Raw genomic sequence first — 20,675 nt, 5'->3', positions numbered from 1 at the left:
ATGCCAGGCAGCGGGCACCAGCTCCATGACCATCGAAACTGGTTGAGCAAGCTACCGTTTCGTAATCAGAAGATAGTTGCTGAACGGTTACTATTCAGCACCATGGACTATCAGCGTGTCATGGAGCAGGTGATGTCCGCTACGGCGCCACACATCGGTGAGGGTGCGGTCGCCGATTACATTCCAGGCTTGGCGAAGGTGAACCCCAAGCAGTTCGGATTTGCCATCGCGACCGCTGACGGGGACTGCTACACCTGCGGTGACGTGGATGTTCCCTTTGCGATAGAGAGCATTTCCAAGGCGTTCGCGCTGGCGCTGGTGCTCAGCCGCAAGGATTCCGAGGTGTGGAAGCGGGTGCGCCGCGAACCCTCGGGACTGGCCTTCAATGACCTGATCGAAATTCAGCTGGAGAACGGGATACCGCGCAATCCGTACATCAACCCTGGCGCAATTGTGGTTGCGGATCAGTTGCTATCCGATACCGGCGATGCCGTGGCCGCCATGCGCGACCTGCTCCGCGCCGAGTCCGGCAATCCGGTACTGGAGGTGGACAGCGTGATCGCCGAATCCGAATTGCGCTCCGGCGACCGCAATCGCGCCATCGCCTACCTGATGGCGAGTTTCGGGAACATGCGCAATTCCGTCGAGCTCGCGCTGGACCACTACTTCCGGCAGTGCTCGTTCAGCATCACCTGCGCCGAACTGGCCAAGGCCGGGCGGCTCATCGCCCGGCACGGGCTGCGCGCCGACGGCAGCCGGTTGCTGAGCCGCGAGGACGCCCGGCACATCACCGCGCTGATGACCATGTGCGGAACCTATGACGGCGCAGGCGAATTCGCGTACCGGGTCGGGCTGCCGGTCAAGAGCGGGGTGGGCGGCGGACTGCTCGCCGTGGTGCCGGACAAGTATTCGATCGCCGCCTGGGGCCCGGGCCTGGACGCCAAGGGCAATTCGGTCGCGGGCGCGGTGGCGCTGGAGACCTTCGCCCGCGTGAGCAAGTCGGCGGTGTTCTGATGACCACCACCGCGAGCAAGACCGCCACCGCCACCAAGTACATCTCCTGGATCACCCTGGCGCTCATGACCACCAGTTCGGTGGCCAGCCTGCGGGCCGCGCCGACCATGGCGGTGTACGGCCTGGCCTGCGTGTTCCTGTATCTGATTCCGGCGCTGCTGTTCCTGCTGCCCACCGCCTTCGTGGCCGCCGAGCTGGCGTCGGGCTGGAACGGCGGCGTCTACAAATGGGTGAGCGACGGCATCTCCAAACCCATGGGCTTCCTGGCGGTCTGGTGCCAGTTCGCCATGACGATCTTCTACTACCCGAGCCTGCTGGCCTATGTGGCAAGCACTTTCGCCTACATCATCAATCCGAATCTGGCGTCCAACGGCGTGTACGTGGCCATCGTCATCATCACCATCTACTGGGTGGCGGTGTTCGTGTCCGCGCAAGGCACCAAAACCGTTGCGGGACTGTCGAGTATGGGGTTGATCATCGGCACGCTGATTCCCGGCGCGCTGCTGGTGGCGCTGGGTTTCGTGTTCCTGGCGCAGGGCAACACCTCGGCCGCGCCGATGGACGCCGCACATCTGCTGCCCGCCTGGACCGGGCTGGCCAGCCTGGTGCTGATCGTCAACAACTTCCTGTCCTACGCGGGCATGGAGATGAACGCGGTGCACGTGTCCTCGCTGAAGAACCCGGGCAAGGAATACCCGAAGGCCATGCTGCTGGCGGTGGCGCTGGTGCTGACCATCTTCATCGTGCCCGCGGTGGTGATCAGCTGGGTGGTGCCGTCCAAGAACCTGAGCCTCACCGCCGGCGTCATGCAGGCCTTCGACGGGTTCTTCCAGCACTTCCACATCGGCTTCCTGACCCCGGTGCTGGGCGTCATGCTGGTGGCGGCGGCGCTGGGCGGCATGCTGACCTGGCTGACCGGGCCGTCCAAGGGGCTGCTCATCATCGGCCGCAACGAGGGCTATCTGCCGCCGATCCTGACCCGGGTCAACAAGCACGGCGTACAACAGAACATGATGGTCGCGCAGGGCGTGGTGACCACGCTGCTGGCGCTGCTGTACGCGTTCATCCCGGATGTGTCGAGCGCGTACTGGATCCTCTCGGTGATCACCACCCAGGTGTATCTGATCATGTACGTGCTCATGTTCATCGCGGCGATTCGCTTGCGCCGCAACGATCCCGACCATCCGCGGGGATATCGCGCGCCCGCGCTGGTGGCCCTGTGCGGGCTCGGCACCGCGTCCTCGGTGGCCGCGTTCCTGATCGGCTTCGTGCCGCCGTCGCAGTACGGCAGCGGCAATGCGTTCAGCTATGTGCTGCTCATCGGGCTCGGCATGGGCATCGTGGGCCTGTTGATTCCGTACCTGTTCCTGCGATTCCGCAGGCCCGGCTGGAAGTCGGTCACCCCGGAGGAGGCGCTGTGATGGCCGAAGCCGAACTGCCCGAGGTGGAGGGCGCGGGAGATCGCTATCGCAAGCTCATCTACCTGTCGGTGGCGCTGGTGCTGGTGGCGCTGGCGGTCGGCGGGGCCATCGCCTTCCATCGCGATCACGACACCGATGTGGCGTTGCGCCGGGCCGAAGTGCTCCGAACCCGTTTGGTGGACGCCGGTTTCAGTGCGCCGGACCCGCAGGTCATCGCCGACACCATGGGGGAGGACGGCGGGCTCGTCTGCCAGGACCCGACCTCGCCGCTGATCAAGGCGCGCTATCAGGCGGCCATCAGCAATGGCGCGTCCGGGCCCGGGAACCGGCCGGTCATCGCCGACAGCGAGATGTTCACCGCGACGGCGCTGGCCATCGAAACCTATTGCCCCGACAAGCTCGCGGACTATCTGAAGGAGACCGGCACCCTGCGCACGGGCGATACGGTCAAACCCGATGACGCGAAGTGACGAGGAGGACGCAATGACCAGTACCACCGCAACCAAAGAGGATTCGCGCACGGCGGCGCTGCGAGCCGCGGTGAAGGAACTCATGCCGCGCGCGAAAAGCGATCTCGCGCAACTGGTGTCGTTCAAATCCGTCGCGGACCCGCGCCAGTTCCCCGTCGAGGAATGCCGGCAGGCGGCGCAGTGGGTGGCCGACGCCTTCGCCGCCGAGGGGCTCACCGATGCCGGACTGCACGAAACCCCGGACGGCAGTATGGCGGTGGTGGCGCGCAGCAAGGCGCCGGCCGGTGCGCCGACGGTCATGCTGTACTGCCACTACGACGTGCAGCCGCCCCTGGACGACGCCGCCTGGAAGACGCCGGTGTGGACGCTGACCGAGCGTGACGGGCGCTGGTACGGGCGCGGGGCGGCCGACTGCAAGGGCAATATCGTCATGCACCTGACCGCGCTGCGCGCCCTGCGCAAGGTGCTCGGCGACGCCTTCCCGGTCGGTTTGACCCTGGTCTCGGAGGGGTCCGAGGAGCAGGGCACCGGCGGGCTGGAGGAGTTCGTGCCCGGCAATCTGGAGCTGCTGCGCGCCGACACCCTGCTCATCTGCGACTGCGGCAATTTCGAGGTCGGGGTGCCCACCTTCACCCAGACCCTGCGCGGCAATGTGAACGTGGTCGTCACCGTCGAAACCCTCGCCGGGTCAATGCATTCCGGCATGTTCGGCGGACCGGCGCCGGACGCGCTGGCGGCCATGATCCAGCTGCTGTCCACGCTGCGCGACGCCCACGGCAACACCACCGTCTCCGGGCTGCCCAACAGTCAGGTGTGGGAGGGGCACGACTATCCGGTGGAGCAATTCCGTTCGGACGCGGGCGTTCTCGACGGCGTCGATCTGCTCGGCAGCGGCAAGGTCGCCGATATGCTCTGGGCGCGACCGGCTGTCACGGTGCTGGGCATGGACGTGCCGCCCGTGGTCGGGTCGGCGGCGGCCATCCAGCCCAAGACGCGGGCGCGGCTCAACCTGCGCATTCCGCCGGGCATCAAACCCGATCAGGCGTTGAAAGCGCTGACCGCGCACCTGGAGGCGAACACCCCGTGGCATGCCAAGGTGACGGTGGAGACCGAGGCCACCGGTTCGCCGTTCGTCGGCAGCACCTCCGGCCCGGCGCGGCAGGCCATGTCGGAGGCGATGGAGGCCGCGTACGGCCGCCCGGCCACCACCGAAGGGCAGGGCGGGTCCATTCCGCTCTGCAATGTCTTCGCCGACACGTACCCGCAGTCCGAGATCATGTTGATGGGTGTGGAAGAACCGAAATGCCTGATCCACGCGCCCAATGAGAGTGTGGATCCGTCCGAGATCGAGAATATGGCGCTCTCGGTGGCGTTGTTCCTGGCGTCCTACGCCGAGTAGTCGAAAACCAGTACGGCAGAAAGCAGTTCGTCAGACCGGAAGCACGAATCAGTCGATCGCGAGGAGAAGCTCGTGTCCGTCTATCTGTATCGGTGGGGCAAGTTCGCGTATCGGCGCAAGTGGATCGTGCTGCCGGTCTGGCTGGCGCTGTGGCTGGTGCTGGGCGGGCTCGGGACCGCGTTGAAGGAACCCATGAGCAATGCTTTCGACATTCCGAACCTGCCGTCGGAGCGGGCCACCGAGATTCTGGACGAGCACTTCCCGGGCATGTCGGCGGCGTATCAGTTCGACGCGGTCACCGGCGTGTATGTGATCGGCGCACCGGCGGGGACCAAGCTCACCGACGAGCGCAATCGGCAGGACATCGCGGGGCTGATCAAGCAGCTGGACGGGCTGGGGATCGTCGATCACAGCAAGCCGCTCACCGATCCGATCACCGCGGCCGAGGAGATGGGGTGCCTGACGGGGGACCGCGGCGACAGCGCGTTCATCTCCAAGTGCAGTAATGCGCCGTTGAACGTGCTGAACCCGAACAACCCGGATTCCGTTGCGATTCTGAGTGTTCCGTTCGCTATCGAGAACTTCGCGGATATCACCGCCGATGACCGCAAGGCGGCCTATGACGTGGCCGACGGTGCGCGGGCCGACGGGCTGACGGTGGAGCTGTCCGGCACCATCGCGATGGAGCAGGAGCAGCCCAGCGGCAAGTCAGAGATGATCGGTATGGGCTTCGCGTTCCTGGTCATGATCATCTCGTTCGGTGCGATCGTGGCGGCGTTCGTGCCGATCATCACCGCCATCGTGGGGCTGGGCGCGGCGACTTCGCTGATCTTCCTGGGCACTTCGGTCATCGAGGTGCCGAGCTTCACCACCTTCCTGGCGTCCATGATCGGCATCGCGCTGTCCATCGACTACGCGCTGTTCATCGTCTCGCGCTACAAACACGAACTGGCGGTGCAGGATTCGCCCGAGGAAGCGGCGGGCGTGGCGCTGGGCACGGCCGGATCGGCGGTGGTGTTCGCCGGGCTCACCGTGATCATCGCGCTGGTCGGGCTGGCCATCGTGGGAGTGCGGTTCCTGACCTTCATGGGTCTGGGCGGCGCGGTCGCGGCGGCGTTCGCGGTGCTCACCGCCATCACGCTGATGCCCGCGCTGCTCGGCGCGTTCGGGCGGTTCCTGTTCAAGCCGCGGATCCCGTTCATCGCGCAGCACGATCCCGAGGACGACTCGCAGGTCACCAATGGCATGCGGGTGGCGCGGGTGATCGCCAAGGTCCCGTGGGTCACCCTGGCTCTGAGCGTCATCGTGCTGGGCCTGCTGGCCGCGCCCGCCGCCAAGATGAATCTCGGTCTGCCGGGCGAGGATTCGATGCCCAAGACCTCCACCATCCGCAAGGCCTACGATCTGCGCACCGAAGGGTTCGGCGTCGGCAGCAACGGCGTCCTGCAGATCGCCGTGGACCTGTCGGATACGCCGCCGGACAAGCGGGAACAGGCCGTGACGGCGTTGCGCGACAAACTCGCCGGGTATTCGGACATGAACTATGTGACCGAACCGATCTGGAGCGAGGACAAGGCGGGTGCGCGGTTCGAAGGCGTGCCGAAGACCGGGCCGAACGATCAGCAGACCAAGGATCTGGTGCGCGATACCCGCGACGCGGAGAGCAGCTTCCGGTCGGACTACGGCATGCGCTACGGAATCACCGGCACCACGGCCATTTACGCCGATATCGACCACGTGCTGCTCGGCAAGATCGTGCCCTATCTGGCCATCGTCGCCGGTGCGGCCTTCCTGCTGCTGATCGCCGTCTTCCGCTCCATCCTGGTGCCGCTCACCGCCGCGCTCGGCTTCCTGCTGTCCATGGCGGCCACCTTCGGCGCGACCGTGCTGATCTTCCAGGAGGGCAAGTTCGGCCTCATCGACGAACCCCGGCCGATCATCAGCTTCATGCCGATCATGTTGATCGGCTTGGTCTTCGGCCTAGCCATGGACTACCAGGTGTTCCTGGTGACCCGTATGCGCGAGGAGTACGTGAAGGGCGAGCCGCCCACCCAGGCCATGGTCAAGGGCTACCACCACGGCGCCCGCGTGGTCACCTCCGCCGCCGTGATCATGATCTTCGTCTTCGGCTCGTTCCTGATGGAACCCGACGTGAGCGCCAAGTCCATGGGCTTCGCCCTGGCCGCCGGCGTGCTCCTCGACGCCTTCCTCGTCCGCATGGTGCTCATCCCGTCGCTACTGGTCCTCATGGGTAACGCCGCCTGGTGGATGCCGAACTGGCTCAGCCGCATCGTGCCCGACATCGACGTGGAGGGCGCGAAGCTGCGGGAGCTTCAGGAACGCGAGGCGCGCTCGACGGCCGAACCCGCCAACGTTCCCTAGTCACCGGTATTCGGGACACCCGGCGCACCGTGCCGGGTGTCCCGGCACACTGTGACATGTTGACATTTCATATCAATTTGTAAAATACTCTCGGCGTCCGCGGTCACCAGGGAAGAGGGACGCCGATGACCGATCACGCCCGTCAGGCGCTCGAATTGCTGCGCGACAGCAGCCAGTTCAAGTGGTATCTCATCCCGCTGCTGCTCGTGGTCATCTACGTCTACGCGACCGAGGTCGAGCGGCGGAACTGGAACGTCTTCTTCGCCGGGCTGGCGCTGTGGGGCGTGGACCTGTTCAACGAGATCTGGAATTCGCTGGTCTTCCATGCCACCGGTCGCGCACCGGTATGGGGCGCGACCGGGCCGACGGCGTATCAGCTGCTGATCGGACTGAACATCGAGATCTGCTTCATGTTCGCGATCATGGGCGTGGCGGCGGCGAAGATGTTGCCGCCCAAGGAGACCCGGATCCTCGGGCTGCCCAATCGGCCGATTCTCATCGCGGTGAACTCGGCGGCGGCCGTCGGGGTCGAGGTGCTGCTGAACAAGGCCGGGGTGCTGACCTGGGACTGGTCCTGGTGGCAGCCGGGCTTCCCCTTCCTCATCTGGCTGATCGGGTACGTGCCGTTCTTCACCGCCTGCTTCTTCGTCTACGACCTGCCCACCGTGCGCGCCAAAGCCATTGCGGTCGGCGCGATTCTGGGTGTCGACGCGGTCGCGATCGCGGTCTTCGGAGCATTGGGGTGGCTGTGATGCGGATTCGCGTGCTGGGCATTCCGGCCGCGGTGACCGGTCTCGTATTCGGTTGTGCCGCCATCCAATCCGAGGCCATTGCGGAGGCTCCGGCGTGTGCGCTGGTCGGCACCGTGGGCCTGCCCGAACCGGGCGCGGACGACACCACGGCGGGGCTCGAAGCGCTGCCGCCTGCGGATATCGCGCTGCCCGCGCAGGTGTACTTCCGCACTTCCGCCGAATCGTTCAACCGGCGCTGGACCTTCGCCGCGCGCGCCGGGCAGCTGTACGTGAAAGAAGCGGCCGCACAGGGCGGTTGGCGGCGCATGACGCTGCCGGACTGCCTGGCGGGCCGCATCGCCGGGGTCTCGGCCGATGACGACGAGGTCATGGCCATCGACGTGGACGGCCGGTTCTTCACCATGGATCGCGCATTGAGCGCGCCCCGGGACTGGAACTGGAGCAGCCGCTACGGCACGCCGCTGTGGACCGGGCCGGGCAATACCCTGCCCGCCGGGACGATGGACTGGACCTGGTCGGTGTTGTCGCCCAACGAGGATCACGTCTGGCGGGATTCCGCGGGCAACGATCATTCGGTGGGCGGGGCCAAGGTGTCGCACGTGTTCGCGCTGACCGACGACGGAACCCGGCTGCGCTACGTCGATCCGTGGCTGCCCGTCGATCACAGCTACGAGATCGCGCTGCCCGCCGACGGGCGCTTCCGGGCGGTCGCGCTGTCCACCAGCGGCTCGACCACCATGGTGGTGGACCGCTTCGGCGATCTGCACACCCGGCTCTACGACTTCGACATCTCCGGGGCGGACAAGGTCTTCTTCCGGTACTCCTACGAGGATCAGCGGGGACGGCCGGAAGCCGCCGACATGCTGTCCGAGCGCATCGATTCCGGCACCGCTGCGATCCAGCTCCCCGCCCCGGCGTGGGTGCGTCAGCCCAAGGTGCCGGGGGAGATCACCGACCGGATCTCGGTGCACAAGACCGGGATCGGTTCGGACGCAAGGGAATTGCGCGTGGAAGGGGTGCGCGACGGGCGGACCGGGTACTGGGTGAAAACGCTGAGGGCCGCCGCATGGAACTTCGTGGCGACCGATCAGCCGCTCGCCGGGCATCGCCTGAGCAATACCGCCGACGACCGGTCCGTGGACGAATCGGTGGCCGCGCCCGGTGTCCGGTACGCCGGCCGGGGCGCGGGGGAGTGGACGGCCACCGTCGAATCCTTCGACGCCGCGACCGAATCCGTGCCATTGCGGCTCGAGTTCGCCGACGGGGCGCGGCTGGACCTGGTTTTGCACACGGTGGACGGCCTGCGGCAGTCCCCGCAGGCGACCGGGATCACCGCACAGGCCCGCCGCTACGACGGGACCGTGGAGGTACCGGCGGAGGTGCTGGACAGCCTGAGCGCACGGCCCGCGGCGGTGCGGGAATTCGTCGCATCGGTGCTGGGTGGCCGCCGGTTCACCGACACCGGAGTATCCGTCACCATCGGGGAATTCCGGATCGAAGGGCTCGGGGTCGTCCTCGCCCGGGCCTGAGCACGGGCGGCCGCGCGCTCAGAATTCGGTGTGGTCCTCGGGTTCGATGACCCGGAATTCGGTTCCGGCCGGCGCCATATCGTTCAAGCGCCCGAAATAGATGCCCTGCGCGGCCTGTTCGATGATTCCGTAGTGGATCGGCAGGGCGGTGCGTGGATTCACCGCGCGCAGGTAATCCACCGCCTCGCTGATCCGCATCCACGGTGCGGCGGCGGGCAGGGCCAGCACGCCCACCGGCGTCGGCGGGACCCAGAGGGAGTCGCCGGGGTGTACCAGCTGGGCGGGGTCTTCGGGGGTGCCGAGCTGGAATACGGTGTTGTCGATGACGGGGATTTCGGGGTGGATCACGGCGTGACGGCCGCCGCCGCCGGTTATCTGGACATTTCCGACTTTAAGAACATTTCCGGCATGAACGGCTTCCCAGGGCTCTTCGCGGAGCTGGGCGGTTTGCGGGTCGGAAAGCAGGCGGGCCTGGGGATTGGCTTCGATGAGCGCATTGATGCGATTCGGGTCGATGTGATCGGGATGCTGATGGGTTACGCAAATGGCGTCCAATCCGGTGATGCCCTCGAAACCGTGCGAGAAATTGCCGGGATCGAACAGGATCTTGGCGCCGTCGAGTTCCACGAGAATGCAGGAATGTCCGAAATGGGCGATGCGCATGGTTGCCACGGTAGTCCCGGTCGCGCCGCCGTTCGAGGCCGGAGTGTGGCGCGGGCCACGTACGACCCGCCCCGGCGGCATCGCGCCGACCCGGTCCAACTACCCTGATCTGCGAAACCCCCGCTCGGCCTGACGTATGTCCGAGCGCCGCCCCACCAGCTGAGGAGCAACGCGTGGCACGTGTCGTGGTCGAGGTGATGCCGAAGGCCGAAATCCTGGATCCGCAGGGACAGGCCATCGTCGGCGCGCTGGGGCGTCTGGGCCATCCCGGCATCTCGGATGTGCGGCAGGGCAAGCGATTCGAACTCGATGTCGCCGATGACGTCAGCGACGCCGATCTCGAGCAGATCGCCGAATCGCTGCTGGCCAACACGGTCATCGAGGACTGGAAGGTCGTCCGGCTGTGAGCGCTCGCATCGGTGTCATCACCTTCCCGGGCACCCTCGACGATGTCGATGCCGCCCGCGCGGTGAAGCTGGCCGGCGGTGAAGCGGTTTCGCTGTGGCACGCCGATGCCGACCTGAAGCAGGTCGACGCCATCGTGGTGCCCGGCGGCTTCTCCTACGGCGACTACCTGCGCGCCGGTGCGATCGCCAGCATGGCCCCCGTCATGGGCGAGGTCATCAAGGCGGCCCACGGCGGTATGCCGGTGCTGGGTATCTGCAACGGCTTCCAGATCCTGTGCGAGGCGGGGCTGCTGCCGGGCGCGCTGACCCGTAACGAGGGTCTGCACTTCGTGTGCCGTGATCAGTGGCTGGCCGTCGAGCAGACCGATACCGCCTGGACCTCGCGCTACGAGCCGGGCGCGCAGATCCTGATCCCGGTCAAGAACGCCGAGGGCCGCTACCAGGCGTCCGAAGCGGTGCTGGACGAGCTCGAAGGCGAAGGGCGCGTGGTGTTCCGCTACACCGGCGGCAACCCCAACGGATCGCAGCGCGATATCGCCGGCATCACCTCGGCCAACCGCCGGATCGTCGGCCTGATGCCGCATCCGGAGCACGCCACCGAGCCGCTCACCGGCCCGAGCGACGACGGCCTGGGCCTGTTCTTCTCGGTGCTGGACACACTGGTCTCGGCCTGATCCTGGGACCTTCAGCCGCGTGCGGCTCCTCCCACCTGACATAAGCATGGCCCCGCGCCCTTCCGGGCGCGGGGCCGTTGCCTTTTCGCGGTGAGATTGCGTCAGATCCGATCCAGGATCTGGAAGTCCACGCCGCCCGCCTTGGCTATCCACGCCTGGCGGACGGCCTGGGCTCCGTCGAAACCGACCTCGCCCCACGGGGTTTCGATGACCGGTCGATGCGCGACCGCGGCGTGCAGCCGATCCACTTCGAGTGATCCCGCCAATTGCGCCATGCCGCGCAGGGTGTGCAGCGCCTCGTAGGAGGTATTGCTGAAATTGGTGAGCGTGGGCGCGAACCAGCCGTGCAGCTGGTGATACCGCTCCAGCCGCTCCGCCCCGCCCGGTCCGTTCACGAAGAAACTCGACGGCACGAAGAGATTGTGGTTGGCCCCGCCGCCGGCCGCCATCAGCACGTTCTCGTCCACCGCCGGGCTCAATCGCAGCAGCTGATCCGAGCGCCCGGTGCGCGAGAACTGCACATTGAACCGCGCCACATCCGCCCCCACCAGCAGCACGATGATCCCGTCCACCTGCTCCAGCCGCGGATCGCGCAGGAACCGGCGGAAATCGCGAGTCCCCATGGGCACGAACACTTCCAGCGGAATCAGCTCCGGATCCAGCAGCGCCGCCTTGACCGCCGCGGCCGTGCGCCGCGGCCACACGTAGTCGTTGCCGATGATCGCCCAGCGGCGGGCGTCCATGCCGCGCCGCAACCAGTCCAGGGCGGGCAGGATCTGGTGCGCCGGATCCGCGCCGATCATGAAAAGCCCGGCCGGTTCGCTCCGCAACCCCTCGTGATCGGTGGCGAACAGGTACGGCACCCGCCCCGCCGTCACCCGCGTCACCGCCCGCCGCACCGCCGAGGTGTGCCAGCCCGTCACCGCGGACACCATTCCGGTCGCCAGTAAAGCCCCTACTTCTCGGGCCACTTCTTGCGGTTGCCGGCCGCCGTCAATGTGGGTTGCTCGTATTTCGCGGCCCAGAATTCCTGTGTCCCTGTTGATTTCTTCCATGGCCAGAGAAATCGCCGCTTCGCACGAGGGCGCGAAGATACCGCCGGGGCCTTGCTGCGGCACTATGTTGATGATCTCGATGGTGTTCTCGGGGCTCCCGCCGAACGGGCTCATCGGCTACCCTCCCCCTTGTTCGACTGAAATTAACGGGCGGGAATGGAATTATGGCGACAATTCTAGGTGGCGTTTCGACGCTGCACGGAGGGCTCCGTGCGGCCGAGCGCAGTTGGCTGCGTCACCTCGAGGCCGCACTGTGTGTTCGGCGACTCACCGCCGACCAGTGGTGCATGCTGGCCAACCTATCCGCCGACACCGGCATCACCATGAGCGAGCTGGCCACCCGGGCGCAGCTGGCGCCGTCCTCGGCCACCCGGCACGCCGACCATCTGGCCGAGCGCGGCCTCATCTTCCGGGTCGCCGCGGCCGACGACCGCCGCCGCATTCTCATCGGATTGAGCCGGCGCGGGGCCGAGTTGGTGGCCGAGGTGCGCGCGGAGGAAATGCGCGCGGAAGCCGAACTGCGCCGCCGGCTGGGCAGTGATGATTATCTGGAATTACTCCGCCTGCTGGAACTGGTGGCCGAGGTGCCGGTCGATCGCTGAGCCCGTTCGGCTCGCGTACCGGTCCTGCGAAAGTACCGGCTGTCGAAATCATGTATTCCCCAGTCCCTTACGAGTACCGCGTGTGGTGGGCACGCGCGAACGACGGACCGATCAGGGGAAACTGAACTGGGCCCGCTTAGGATTGCGGGCATGCCAGTTGCCGAGACCACCGCTACTGCCGCCGGACTGTGTGAATTCATCGACGCCTCGCCGTCCCCGTTCCATGCGTGCCGCACCGTGGCCGCGGAACTCGACGATCACGGCTTCACCCGGCTTTCGGAATCCGCCCCGTGGCCGTCCAACAGCGCCGGACGGTATTACGTGGTGCGCAGCGGCTCGGTGGTGGCGTGGGCCGACGGCGGTCCGGGCGCGCCCACCGGTTTCCGCACCGGGCAGGCCACCCCCTTCCGCGTGGTCGGCGCGCACACCGACAGCCCCAATCTGCGGGTCAAGCAGCATCCCGATATGGCGGTGGCCGGCTGGCAGATGGTCGGGCTGGAACCCTACGGCGGCGCCTGGCTGAACTCCTGGCTGGACCGTGACCTCGGGATCAGCGGGCGGCTGTCGGTGCGCGACGGAAACGTGGTGCGGGAGCGGCTGATTCGCATCGACGAACCGATCCTGCGGGTGCCGCAGCTGGCCATCCACCTGTCCGAGGACCGGCGCGGGGTCACCCTCGATCCGCAGCGGCACGTGAACGCGGTGTGGGGGATCGGCGGCGAGCCGCGCTCGTTCATGGCGTTCATCGCCGAACGCTCCGGCATCGAGGCGTCGGCGGTGCTGGGCTGGGAGCTGATGACCCATGATCTGGTGCCGTCCAAGCTGATCGGCCGTGATCTGGATCTGGTGTCCGCGCCGCGGCTGGACAATCAGGGCACCTGCTACGCGGGCTTGCGCGCCTTCCTGGCCGCCGTCGCCGAACCGGGCGCGGCGGTGCCGGTGCTGGCCATGTTCGATCACGAAGAGGTCGGCAGCCAATCCGATCGCGGGGCCCAATCCGGGCTGCTGCCCACGGTTTTGGAGCGCATCGTGCTCACCCGCGGCGGCGGGCGCGCCGAATACCTGGCGGCGCTGGCCGGTTCGGTCTGCGCCTCCGGGGACATGGCCCATGCCACCCATCCCAATTACCCCGACCGGCACGAGCCCTCGCATCGCATCGAGGTCAACGGCGGTCCGGTGCTGAAGGTCAACCAGAACCTGCGCTACGCCACCGACGCGGCGGGCGCGGGCGCGTTCGCCCTGGCCTGCGCGCAGGCGGATGTGCCGTTGCAGCGCTACGTCCATCGCGCGGATCTGCCCTGCGGCTCCACCATCGGCCCGATGACGGCGGCCCGCACCGGTATGCCCACCGTCGATGTCGGTGCGGCTCAGCTCGCCATGCACTCCGCCCGCGAAATGATGGGCGCGGCAGACGTTCCCGCCTACGCGGCCGCGCTGGCCGCCTTCTTGACGCCGGAAGTGGGTACGGGGCGGTAGGTCAGCACCGCGCCGATGAAAATGGCCAGGGTGAGGAGGGGATAGGCGCTGCCGATGATCTTCTCCCACCACGACCAGGTCAGTTCGATGCCGTGGTCGTAGGGCAGCAGCCACTGCGGTTGCATGGTGAAGGCGACGATCGCCAGCGCGAAGGCGCTCAGGAACAGGGGATCACGGCGTCCGCGCAGGATGGCGTCGGCGGCGATGAGCAGCGCCGGAGCCGTCCACACCCAGTGGTGCGACCAGGACACCGGTGAAATCAGCAGCACCATACCGGCATTCACCATGAGGGCGGCCGCCCGCGCGCCGACGCTGAAGAGCCGTCGCATCCAGATGACCGCCAGCACCACCGTCAGGATGGACAGGCCGAGCCAGATGGCATTGGCGAGGGTGTCGGAGACGCCCAGCCGGAAGGCGAAACCCTTGAGCGACTGATTGCCGGCGAACTCCGGCTGCCCGATGCGCGAGGTGTCGAAGAGGGTGCCGAACCAGTAGGTGACCGAATCGTGCGGCACCACCGCGAAACCCACCAGGATCGCGCCGAGGCAGGACGCCACCATGGTGTACGCCGGAGCCGGGACGGTCCGCAGCCGCGCGAGCGCGCCCCGCGCCGACAGCACCGGACCCGAGGCCCGCGCCTTGGCCAGCGCCGGGCGCCAATCCTGTTGCGCCAGGAAGTAGAGGAGATAGGCGGCCGGGGTCAGCTTCACCGACACCGCGATGCCGATCAGCATGCCGCGCGGCCAGAACGGCTTGCGCACCAGGCAATCCAGCGTGATGGCCGCCATCAGGATCAGGTTGATCTGGCCGAAACCGTAGGTCTGCCAGACCGGTTCCAGCCCCTGCGCCAGCGCGGTCGCGCCGACGACGACCGCCAGCCGGGTGGCCGCGGTCATGGTCGGCCGCAGCTGGCTCAGCACCACCCACAGCGTCAGCGCCAGCGCGATGATCGAGGAGATCAGTACGACCCATTCGGCGACGTGCAGCGACATCAGCGCCAGCGGCGCGAAGAAGAACGCGGCCGGCGGGGGATAGGTGAACGGCAGCCCGATCCCGAACACCTCGGGCATCGGCCCGTACAGATCCTTGCCGTCCAGCAGCGCCCGGCCGCCATTGCGGTAGACCTGCAGATCGATGTATCCCTTCCAGGCATTGTCGCTGCAGAACTTCGCGGACACCGCGAACATGGCCGCCGCGATCACCAACAGGATCGCCTGCTGCCGCGTCAGCCGCGGCCTGCCTTCTGGCGCGGTCACGGGCTCCGCCGGATCCGCGAGCCCGGATCGATCGCTCACCGCCACAGAGTAACTGTCCCGCCTCCCCGGAACTTCAGCGCGCGCCCGGGTGCCGTCGCGGGTTCGGAACGCGTGCCGGCGGCCGTGTGCCGAGCCTGTTTCGGGCGTACCCGGCGAGTTACCCCGGTCGTTCCGAATCACTTGTCGAGTAGCGGACGATTTGTGGTGCCGGGCACAGTGACGGGGGCGCGCGGGCGCGGAATGCGCGGCAACTAGACTCACCTGCGTATCTCGCCGATATCCAGCATGCCGGCTCTCGGTTCTCACCTGCCCGGCCGAAAGGACTCTGGTATTCCCGTGACCAGCCACGTCGATACCGTCAGCAACGCCGCGGCATCCCCGGACACCGCCCAGCCCTACAAGGAACTCGGCCTCAAGGACGACGAGTACGCCCGGATCAAGGAGATCCTCGGCCGCCGGCCCACCGACGCCGAACTGGCCATGTACTCGGTGATGTGGTCCGAGCACTGCTCGTACAAGTCCTCGAAGGTGCACCTGCGCTACTTCGGCGAGACCACCACCGACGAGATGCGCTCCTCGATGCTCGCGGGCATCGGCGAGAACGCGGGCGTGGTGGACATCGGCGACGGCTGGGCGGTCACCTTCAAGGTCGAATCGCACAACCACCCCTCCTACGTGGAGCCCTACCAGGGCGCGGCCACCGGCGTCGGCGGCATCGTCCGCGACATCATGGCCATGGGCGCGCGCCCGATCGCCGTCATGGACCAGCTGCGCTTCGGCGCGGCCGACCACCCGGACACCCGGCGCGTGGTCGACGGCGTGGTGCGGGGCGTCGGCGGTTACGGCAACTCCCTCGGCCTGCCGAATGTCGGCGGCGAAACCGTTTTCGATGCCTCCTACCAGGGCAACCCGCTGGTCAACGCGCTCTGCGCCGGTGTCATGCGGGTCGAGGACCTGCATCTGGCCTTCGCGTCCGGTAAGGGCAACAAGATCATTCTGTTCGGTGCGCGCACCGGCCTCGACGGCATCGGCGGCGTGTCCGTGCTGGCCTCGGACTCCTTCGCGGGCGACGAGACCGGCGGCCGCAAGAAGCTGCCCGCCGTGCAGGTCGGCGACCCGTTCGCCGAGAAGGTGCTCATCGAGTGCTGTCTCGACCTGTATCACGCCGACCTGGTGGTGGGCATCCAGGACCTCGGCGGCGCCGGACTGTCCTGCGCCACTTCCGAACTCGCGGCGGCCGGCGACGGCGGCATGCACATCGAGCTCGACCAGGTGCCGCTGCGCGCCGCCAATATGACTCCCGCCGAGATCCTTTCGAGCGAGTCGCAGGAGCGCATGTGCGCGGTCGTCACCCCCGAGAACGTGGACGCCTTCATGGCCGTCTGCAAGAAGTGGGACGTCACCGCCACCGTCATCGGCGAGGTCACCGACGGCGAGCACCTCGTCATCACCTGGCACGGCGAGACCGTGGTGGACGTGCCGCCGCGCACCGTCGCCCACCAGGGTCCGGTCTACGAGCGGCCCGTCGAGCGCCCCGCGAATCAGGATGCGCTGAACGCGGATTCGGCCGCCGCCCTGAACCGGCCCAAGACCGGTGACGAACTGCGCGCCACCCTGCTGAAGATGGTGTCCAGCCCGCAGCTGTGCTCGCGCAAGTGGATTACCGAGCAGTACGACCGCTACGTGCGCGGCAACACCGTGCTGGCCGAGCACGCCGACGCCGGCGTCATCCGCATCGACGAGGAGTCCGGCCGCGGCATCGCCCTGGCCACCGACGCCTCCGGCCGCTACACCAAGCTGGACCCGTACACCGGCGCGCAGCTGGCGCTGGCCGAGGCCTTCCGCAATGTCGCCGTCACCGGCGCCACCCCGAAGGCCGTCACCAACTGCCTCAACTTCGGTTCGCCGGAGGACCCGGGTGTCATGTGGCAGTTCCAGCAGGCCGTGCGCGGTCTCGCCGACGGCTGTGTGGCGCTGGGCATTCCGGTCACCGGCGGCAATGTGTCCTTCTACAACCAGACCGGCCGGGACGCCATCCTGCCGACCCCGGTGGTGGGCGTGCTCGGCGTCATCGACGATGTGCACCGCCGCATTCCGACCGGACTGGGCGACGAGCCGGGCGAATCGCTCATCCTGCTCGGTGAGACCCATGACGAGCTGGACGGTTCCATCTGGGCCCAGGTCGAGCACGATCACCTCGGCGGGCTGCCGCCCAAGGTCGACTTCGCGCGCGAGCAGGCCATTGCCGAGATCCTGGCCATCGGTTCGCGGGACGGCATGATCTCCGCCGCCCACGACCTGTCCGAAGGCGGCCTGGCGCAGACCGTGGTGGAAGCCGCGCTCGCCGGTGAAACCGGTTGCCGCATCCTGCTTCCCGAGGACGCCGACCCGTTCGTCGCCCTGTTCTCCGAGTCCGCGGGCCGCGTGCTGGTGGCGGTGCCGCGCAACGAGGAGATCCGCTTCACCCAGATGCTGACCGCGCGCCAGATGCCGTGGACCCGCATCGGCGTGGTGGATCAGGGTTCGGATTCGCTGGAGGTGCAGGGGCAGTTCACGATCGAGCTGGACGAGCTGCGCACCGCCTTCGAAGGCACGCTGCCCGCCCTGTTCGGCAACGGCGACCACTAAGCCGCACAACGAAACAACCCCGCGGATCCGGACCCCTCGACCGGATCCAGCGGGGTTGTTTCGTATCCGGGGGTTCGGGGGCGAAGCCCCTGACAGTCCCCGGGAGCTGGTTACGAGACGACCTTGAAAGGGTCGTGTTCGGCCATGAGCTTTTCCAAGCGAGCTTCGTCGATGCGGCTGTGCACCTTCGACTGTTCGTGCTGGTCACGGACGACCTTGGCGAGCGTGAAGCAGCTCGAAACCAGGAAAAGCATGCTCATGACGAGGAATCCGCGCTGCCAGAAATCCAATGGCAGCCGGATGATGCCGATCGCCATGGCGGAGAAGCTGATTACGAAGGCGATGACCGCCTGAGCCAGAAAAGCGTTGGTGCTCTTGGTGTTAGCGCCGGGAGTGCTCATGCCAGAGACTCTGCCGGTCCGCCGCCGTATCCGACCGGGTACAACTACTCGAGCACCATGGGTATTACCCGCGCCCGACACGCCGATCCCGTTGTATCTCTCACACCCTTGCCTCCCCGGATTCCAACCCGCGAAGTCCATACTTGACGGGTGCTTGACCTCGCCGACACCGTGACGCGGTCGCGCATTCGCGCCCGCGCGCTGTTCCGGCGCGGCTGGGGCAGGCGGATCGCGATCGTGGCCAAGCGCGTCGAGGACGTCATCGACCTCAATCACACCGGGCTGGTCTTCGCGACCCTGTTCTTCGCCTGGTCGGTCACGCCGTCGCTGGTGCCCCGCGACTGGCTCTTCCAAGGTTTGATCTCCGGCATCAATGCCGCCCTAGGTTACGGCGTCGGGTGCGTGCTGCAATGGCTGTTCCGCAAGTGGATTCGCCCCAAGATCAAGGTCAGCACCCCGCCCGAATGGGTGCGCTACGTGGTCAAGGTCGCGATCGTGCTCACCTGCGTCCTGGTCGCCGCCTACATGCTGGTGCTGTCCGCCGACTGGCAGCGCGAGATCTTCGACCTGATGGGCATGGAATCCACCGGCCGCGCCGCCTACTTGCGCACCGGCGGACTGAGTTTCGCGGTCGGCGCGCTGGTGGTCGCGGTGTATCGCACGCTGCGCGAAGCCGTCCGGTTCATCGGCCGTCAGCTCAGCCGCTGGGTGAGGGTGCCGCCCGCGCTTGCCCCGGCCACCGGGGCGCTGCTGCTGACCGTGCTGATCGTGACCCTGTTCAACGGCGTCGCCACTCGCGCCTTCTTCGCGGTCGCCAACTCGGCGTTCAGCGTGCGCAACGACCGGATGACCGAATTCGCGGTGCAGCCGGAGAAACCGGAACGTTCCGGAAGCCCGGCGTCGCTGGCGAAATGGGAGACGCTCGGCTCGGAGGGCCGCTGGTTCGTCTCGCACGGACCGGACCCGCTGCTGATCAGCGCCACCACCGGAAAACCCGCGCGCGAACCGATCCGGGTGTACGTGGGGCTGGAATCCGCGCCCAAGGACACCACCCAGGAGGATCTCGCCGTCGCCGAGCTGGAACGCACGGGGGCCTTCGATCGCAAGGCCCTCGTGCTGGTCACCACCACCGGCACCGGCTGGGTGAACGGAATGACCGCTTCGGCCATCGAATACATGTACGGCGGCGACACCGCGATAGTGGCCTCGCAGTACTCGTATCTGCCCAGCGTGCTGTCGTTCCTTGCGGACCGTCAGAAGGTCGCCGACAACGGGCGCAAGATGTTCGACGCGGTGTACCGGCACTGGTCGCAGCGCCCGGCCGACCATCGGCCCAAACTGCTGGTCTACGGCGAGAGCCTCGGCTCGCAGGGTTCGGAGGCCGCCTTCGACGGTCTCGCGGACCTGAGATCCAAAGTGGACGGGGCGCTCTGGGTCGGCCCGCCCAATTCCAATCGGCTGTGGGAGCAGTTCGTCTCCCGCCGCGATCCCGGCACCCGCGAAGTGGATCCGATCTACGCCGACGGGCTGGTGGTCCGATTCGCCGCCACCGCGGCCGATCTCGGCAAACCGTCGCCGGACTGGCGTATGCCCCGCATCGCCTACCTGCAGCACCCTTCGGACCCGATCGTCTGGTGGTCCTCGGATCTCATTTTCTCCCAACCGGATTGGCTGTCGGAACCACGCGGCTCCGATGTCTCCACCCAGATGCGCTGGTGGCCGTTCGTCACCTTCTGGCAGCTGGTCGCCGACCTCGCCAATGCCCAGGGCGTGAGCGACGGGCACGGGCATCGGTACGGTTCGCTGGTGCTCGACGGGTGGGAAGCCATTGCCGCGCCGCCGGATTGGACTCCCGAACTGCGCGAGAAGATCCGCATCCAGATCGAGCTGGCCGAGGACTACGAGCGAGCCGTCAAGTGAACCTGCCGAAGGTTCTCGCGGCGGCGGCGCTGCCGACGCTGTGGAGCAATTGGGCGCTGCCCGCCCTGGATCTCGGCATTCGCGGCCGATCGCTGACCAGCGCCGCCTTCGCCACCGGCTATGCCGTTGCCTTCCAGGGCAATCCGAACTGGCTGTCGTCGCGCGGGCTGCGCGCCGGAGCGGCCGCGGGCGGCGTGCTGGCCGCCGGTTACGCTGCGGCCCTGACGATTCCGCCGCTACGCCATCGGCTCGCCGAACTCGACGACCGCAATCCGGGGGTGCATATCGCCGAATGGGCGGGTGCGCATATTCCCGGCGGGACCGTCTACAGCGAGGAACTCGTCTACCGGGCCACCCTCACCCCACTCCTGGAGCAATCCCTTGGGCGCCCCGGAAGATGGCTCGGCGCACTGCTTTTCGGCATCGCCCACATCCGGCCCGCCCGGAACGCGGGTGACCCGGTTCCCGCCACCATCGCCATCACCGGCGGTGCGGGCCTGATCTTCGACGAGCTCTACCGGCGCACCGGCAGCGCCACCGCTCCCGCCCTCGTCCACCTGGCCCTCAATGCCGGCGGCGCGCTCACCCCCGTATCCGCCCGCCGCCTGCGCCGGTAACCTCGCTGA

18 protein-coding genes are annotated in these 20,675 nt (G+C 67.3%); 14 read left to right on the top strand and 4 right to left on the bottom strand.

The annotated features are described in order from the left end of the window. The first annotated feature begins 102 nt into the window (after positions 1-102). The 7 genes from LTV02_RS28425 to LTV02_RS28395 all read left to right on the top strand — a co-directional run bounded on the left by LTV02_RS28425 (position 103) and on the right by LTV02_RS28395 (position 8,967). A complete protein-coding gene (locus tag LTV02_RS28425; protein ID WP_233034906.1) occupies positions 103-1,014 on the top strand; it encodes a glutaminase in 912 nt (303 codons plus the stop codon). Beyond that, positions 1,014-2,435 carry an APC family permease gene (locus LTV02_RS28420; protein ID WP_233034904.1) on the top strand — a complete coding sequence of 474 codons (1,422 nt, stop codon included), beginning with the start codon at positions 1,014-1,016 and terminating at the stop codon, positions 2,433-2,435. The genes LTV02_RS28425 and LTV02_RS28420 overlap by 1 nt, the downstream gene beginning before the upstream one ends. Next, complete coding sequence (locus LTV02_RS28415; RefSeq protein ID WP_233034902.1) at positions 2,435-2,905, top strand: hypothetical protein; 471 nt, start codon at positions 2,435-2,437, stop codon at positions 2,903-2,905. Before LTV02_RS28420 ends, LTV02_RS28415 begins: the two co-directional genes overlap by 1 nt. 13 nt (positions 2,906-2,918) lie before the next feature. After that, entirely contained in the window at positions 2,919-4,304 is a 1,386-nt protein-coding gene (locus LTV02_RS28410; protein WP_233034900.1) for a dipeptidase, read from the top strand. A gap of 72 nt (positions 4,305-4,376) precedes the next feature. After that, a complete protein-coding gene (locus LTV02_RS28405) occupies positions 4,377-6,686 on the top strand; it encodes an MMPL family transporter (RefSeq protein ID WP_233034899.1) in 2,310 nt (769 codons plus the stop codon). 125 nt (positions 6,687-6,811) lie between these two features. Continuing rightward, positions 6,812-7,438: a hypothetical protein gene (locus LTV02_RS28400; RefSeq protein WP_233034898.1), complete on the top strand. Its 627-nt coding sequence runs from the start codon at positions 6,812-6,814 to the stop codon at positions 7,436-7,438. Beyond that, positions 7,438-8,967 carry a hypothetical protein gene (locus LTV02_RS28395; RefSeq protein ID WP_233034897.1) on the top strand — a complete coding sequence of 510 codons (1,530 nt, stop codon included), beginning with the start codon at positions 7,438-7,440 and terminating at the stop codon, positions 8,965-8,967. Before LTV02_RS28400 ends, LTV02_RS28395 begins: the two co-directional genes overlap by 1 nt. Before the next feature lie 18 nt (positions 8,968-8,985). On the opposite strand, the gene LTV02_RS28390 is transcribed toward LTV02_RS28395, so the two are convergent. Further along, positions 8,986-9,630: an MBL fold metallo-hydrolase gene (locus tag LTV02_RS28390; protein WP_233034896.1), complete on the bottom strand. Its 645-nt coding sequence runs from the start codon at positions 9,628-9,630 to the stop codon at positions 8,986-8,988. Between the two features lie 173 nt (positions 9,631-9,803). Here LTV02_RS28390 and purS point away from each other — a divergent pair, with 173 nt between their 5' ends. After that, positions 9,804-10,037, top strand: a complete 234-nt coding sequence (purS, locus tag LTV02_RS28385; RefSeq protein WP_067720974.1) for a phosphoribosylformylglycinamidine synthase subunit PurS — start codon at positions 9,804-9,806, stop codon at positions 10,035-10,037. Then, a complete protein-coding gene (purQ, locus tag LTV02_RS28380; protein WP_233034895.1) occupies positions 10,034-10,711 on the top strand; it encodes a phosphoribosylformylglycinamidine synthase subunit PurQ in 678 nt (225 codons plus the stop codon). The genes purS and purQ overlap by 4 nt, the downstream gene beginning before the upstream one ends. 101 nt (positions 10,712-10,812) lie before the next feature. Here purQ and LTV02_RS28375 read toward each other — a convergent pair whose 3' ends face one another. Continuing rightward, entirely contained in the window at positions 10,813-11,880 is a 1,068-nt protein-coding gene (locus LTV02_RS28375) for a substrate-binding domain-containing protein (RefSeq protein ID WP_233034894.1), read from the bottom strand. A gap of 173 nt (positions 11,881-12,053) precedes the next feature. Here LTV02_RS28375 and LTV02_RS28370 point away from each other — a divergent pair, with 173 nt between their 5' ends. Both LTV02_RS28370 and LTV02_RS28365 read left to right on the top strand, forming a co-directional pair. Next, positions 12,054-12,368 carry a MarR family transcriptional regulator gene (locus tag LTV02_RS28370; protein WP_233034893.1) on the top strand — a complete coding sequence of 105 codons (315 nt, stop codon included), beginning with the start codon at positions 12,054-12,056 and terminating at the stop codon, positions 12,366-12,368. A 150-nt stretch (positions 12,369-12,518) separates the two neighbouring features. Then, on the top strand, positions 12,519-13,844 hold the full coding sequence (locus LTV02_RS28365; RefSeq protein WP_233034892.1) for a M18 family aminopeptidase: 1,326 nt from the start codon (positions 12,519-12,521) through the stop codon (positions 13,842-13,844). Here LTV02_RS28365 and LTV02_RS28360 read toward each other — a convergent pair. Continuing rightward, entirely contained in the window at positions 13,790-15,139 is a 1,350-nt protein-coding gene (locus LTV02_RS28360) for a glycosyltransferase 87 family protein (RefSeq protein WP_233034890.1), read from the bottom strand. The two genes, LTV02_RS28365 and LTV02_RS28360, sit on opposite strands and share 55 nt — an antisense overlap. A 297-nt stretch (positions 15,140-15,436) precedes the next feature. Here LTV02_RS28360 and purL point away from each other — a divergent pair, with 297 nt between their 5' ends. Beyond that, positions 15,437-17,728: a phosphoribosylformylglycinamidine synthase subunit PurL gene (gene purL, locus LTV02_RS28355; RefSeq protein WP_233034889.1), complete on the top strand. Its 2,292-nt coding sequence runs from the start codon at positions 15,437-15,439 to the stop codon at positions 17,726-17,728. 110 nt (positions 17,729-17,838) lie between these two features. On the opposite strand, the gene LTV02_RS28350 is transcribed toward purL, so the two are convergent. Further along, positions 17,839-18,129: a YiaA/YiaB family inner membrane protein gene (locus LTV02_RS28350; RefSeq protein WP_233034888.1), complete on the bottom strand. Its 291-nt coding sequence runs from the start codon at positions 18,127-18,129 to the stop codon at positions 17,839-17,841. Between the two features lie 150 nt (positions 18,130-18,279). Between LTV02_RS28350 and LTV02_RS28345 the strand changes: the two genes are divergently transcribed. Next, positions 18,280-20,049, top strand: a complete 1,770-nt coding sequence (locus LTV02_RS28345; protein WP_233034887.1) for an alpha/beta hydrolase — start codon at positions 18,280-18,282, stop codon at positions 20,047-20,049. Next, on the top strand, positions 20,046-20,666 hold the full coding sequence (locus LTV02_RS28340; protein WP_233034886.1) for a CPBP family intramembrane glutamic endopeptidase: 621 nt from the start codon (positions 20,046-20,048) through the stop codon (positions 20,664-20,666). The genes LTV02_RS28345 and LTV02_RS28340 overlap by 4 nt, the downstream gene beginning before the upstream one ends. Positions 20,667-20,675: the final 9 nt, after the last annotated feature.

It is taken from the genome of Nocardia yamanashiensis, assembly GCF_021183565.1.
Taxonomy (GTDB): Bacteria; Actinomycetota; Actinomycetes; order Mycobacteriales; family Mycobacteriaceae; genus Nocardia; species Nocardia yamanashiensis.
Note: the sequence above shows the minus strand (reverse complement) of the source record. Positions and strands in the feature narration are given on the sequence as shown.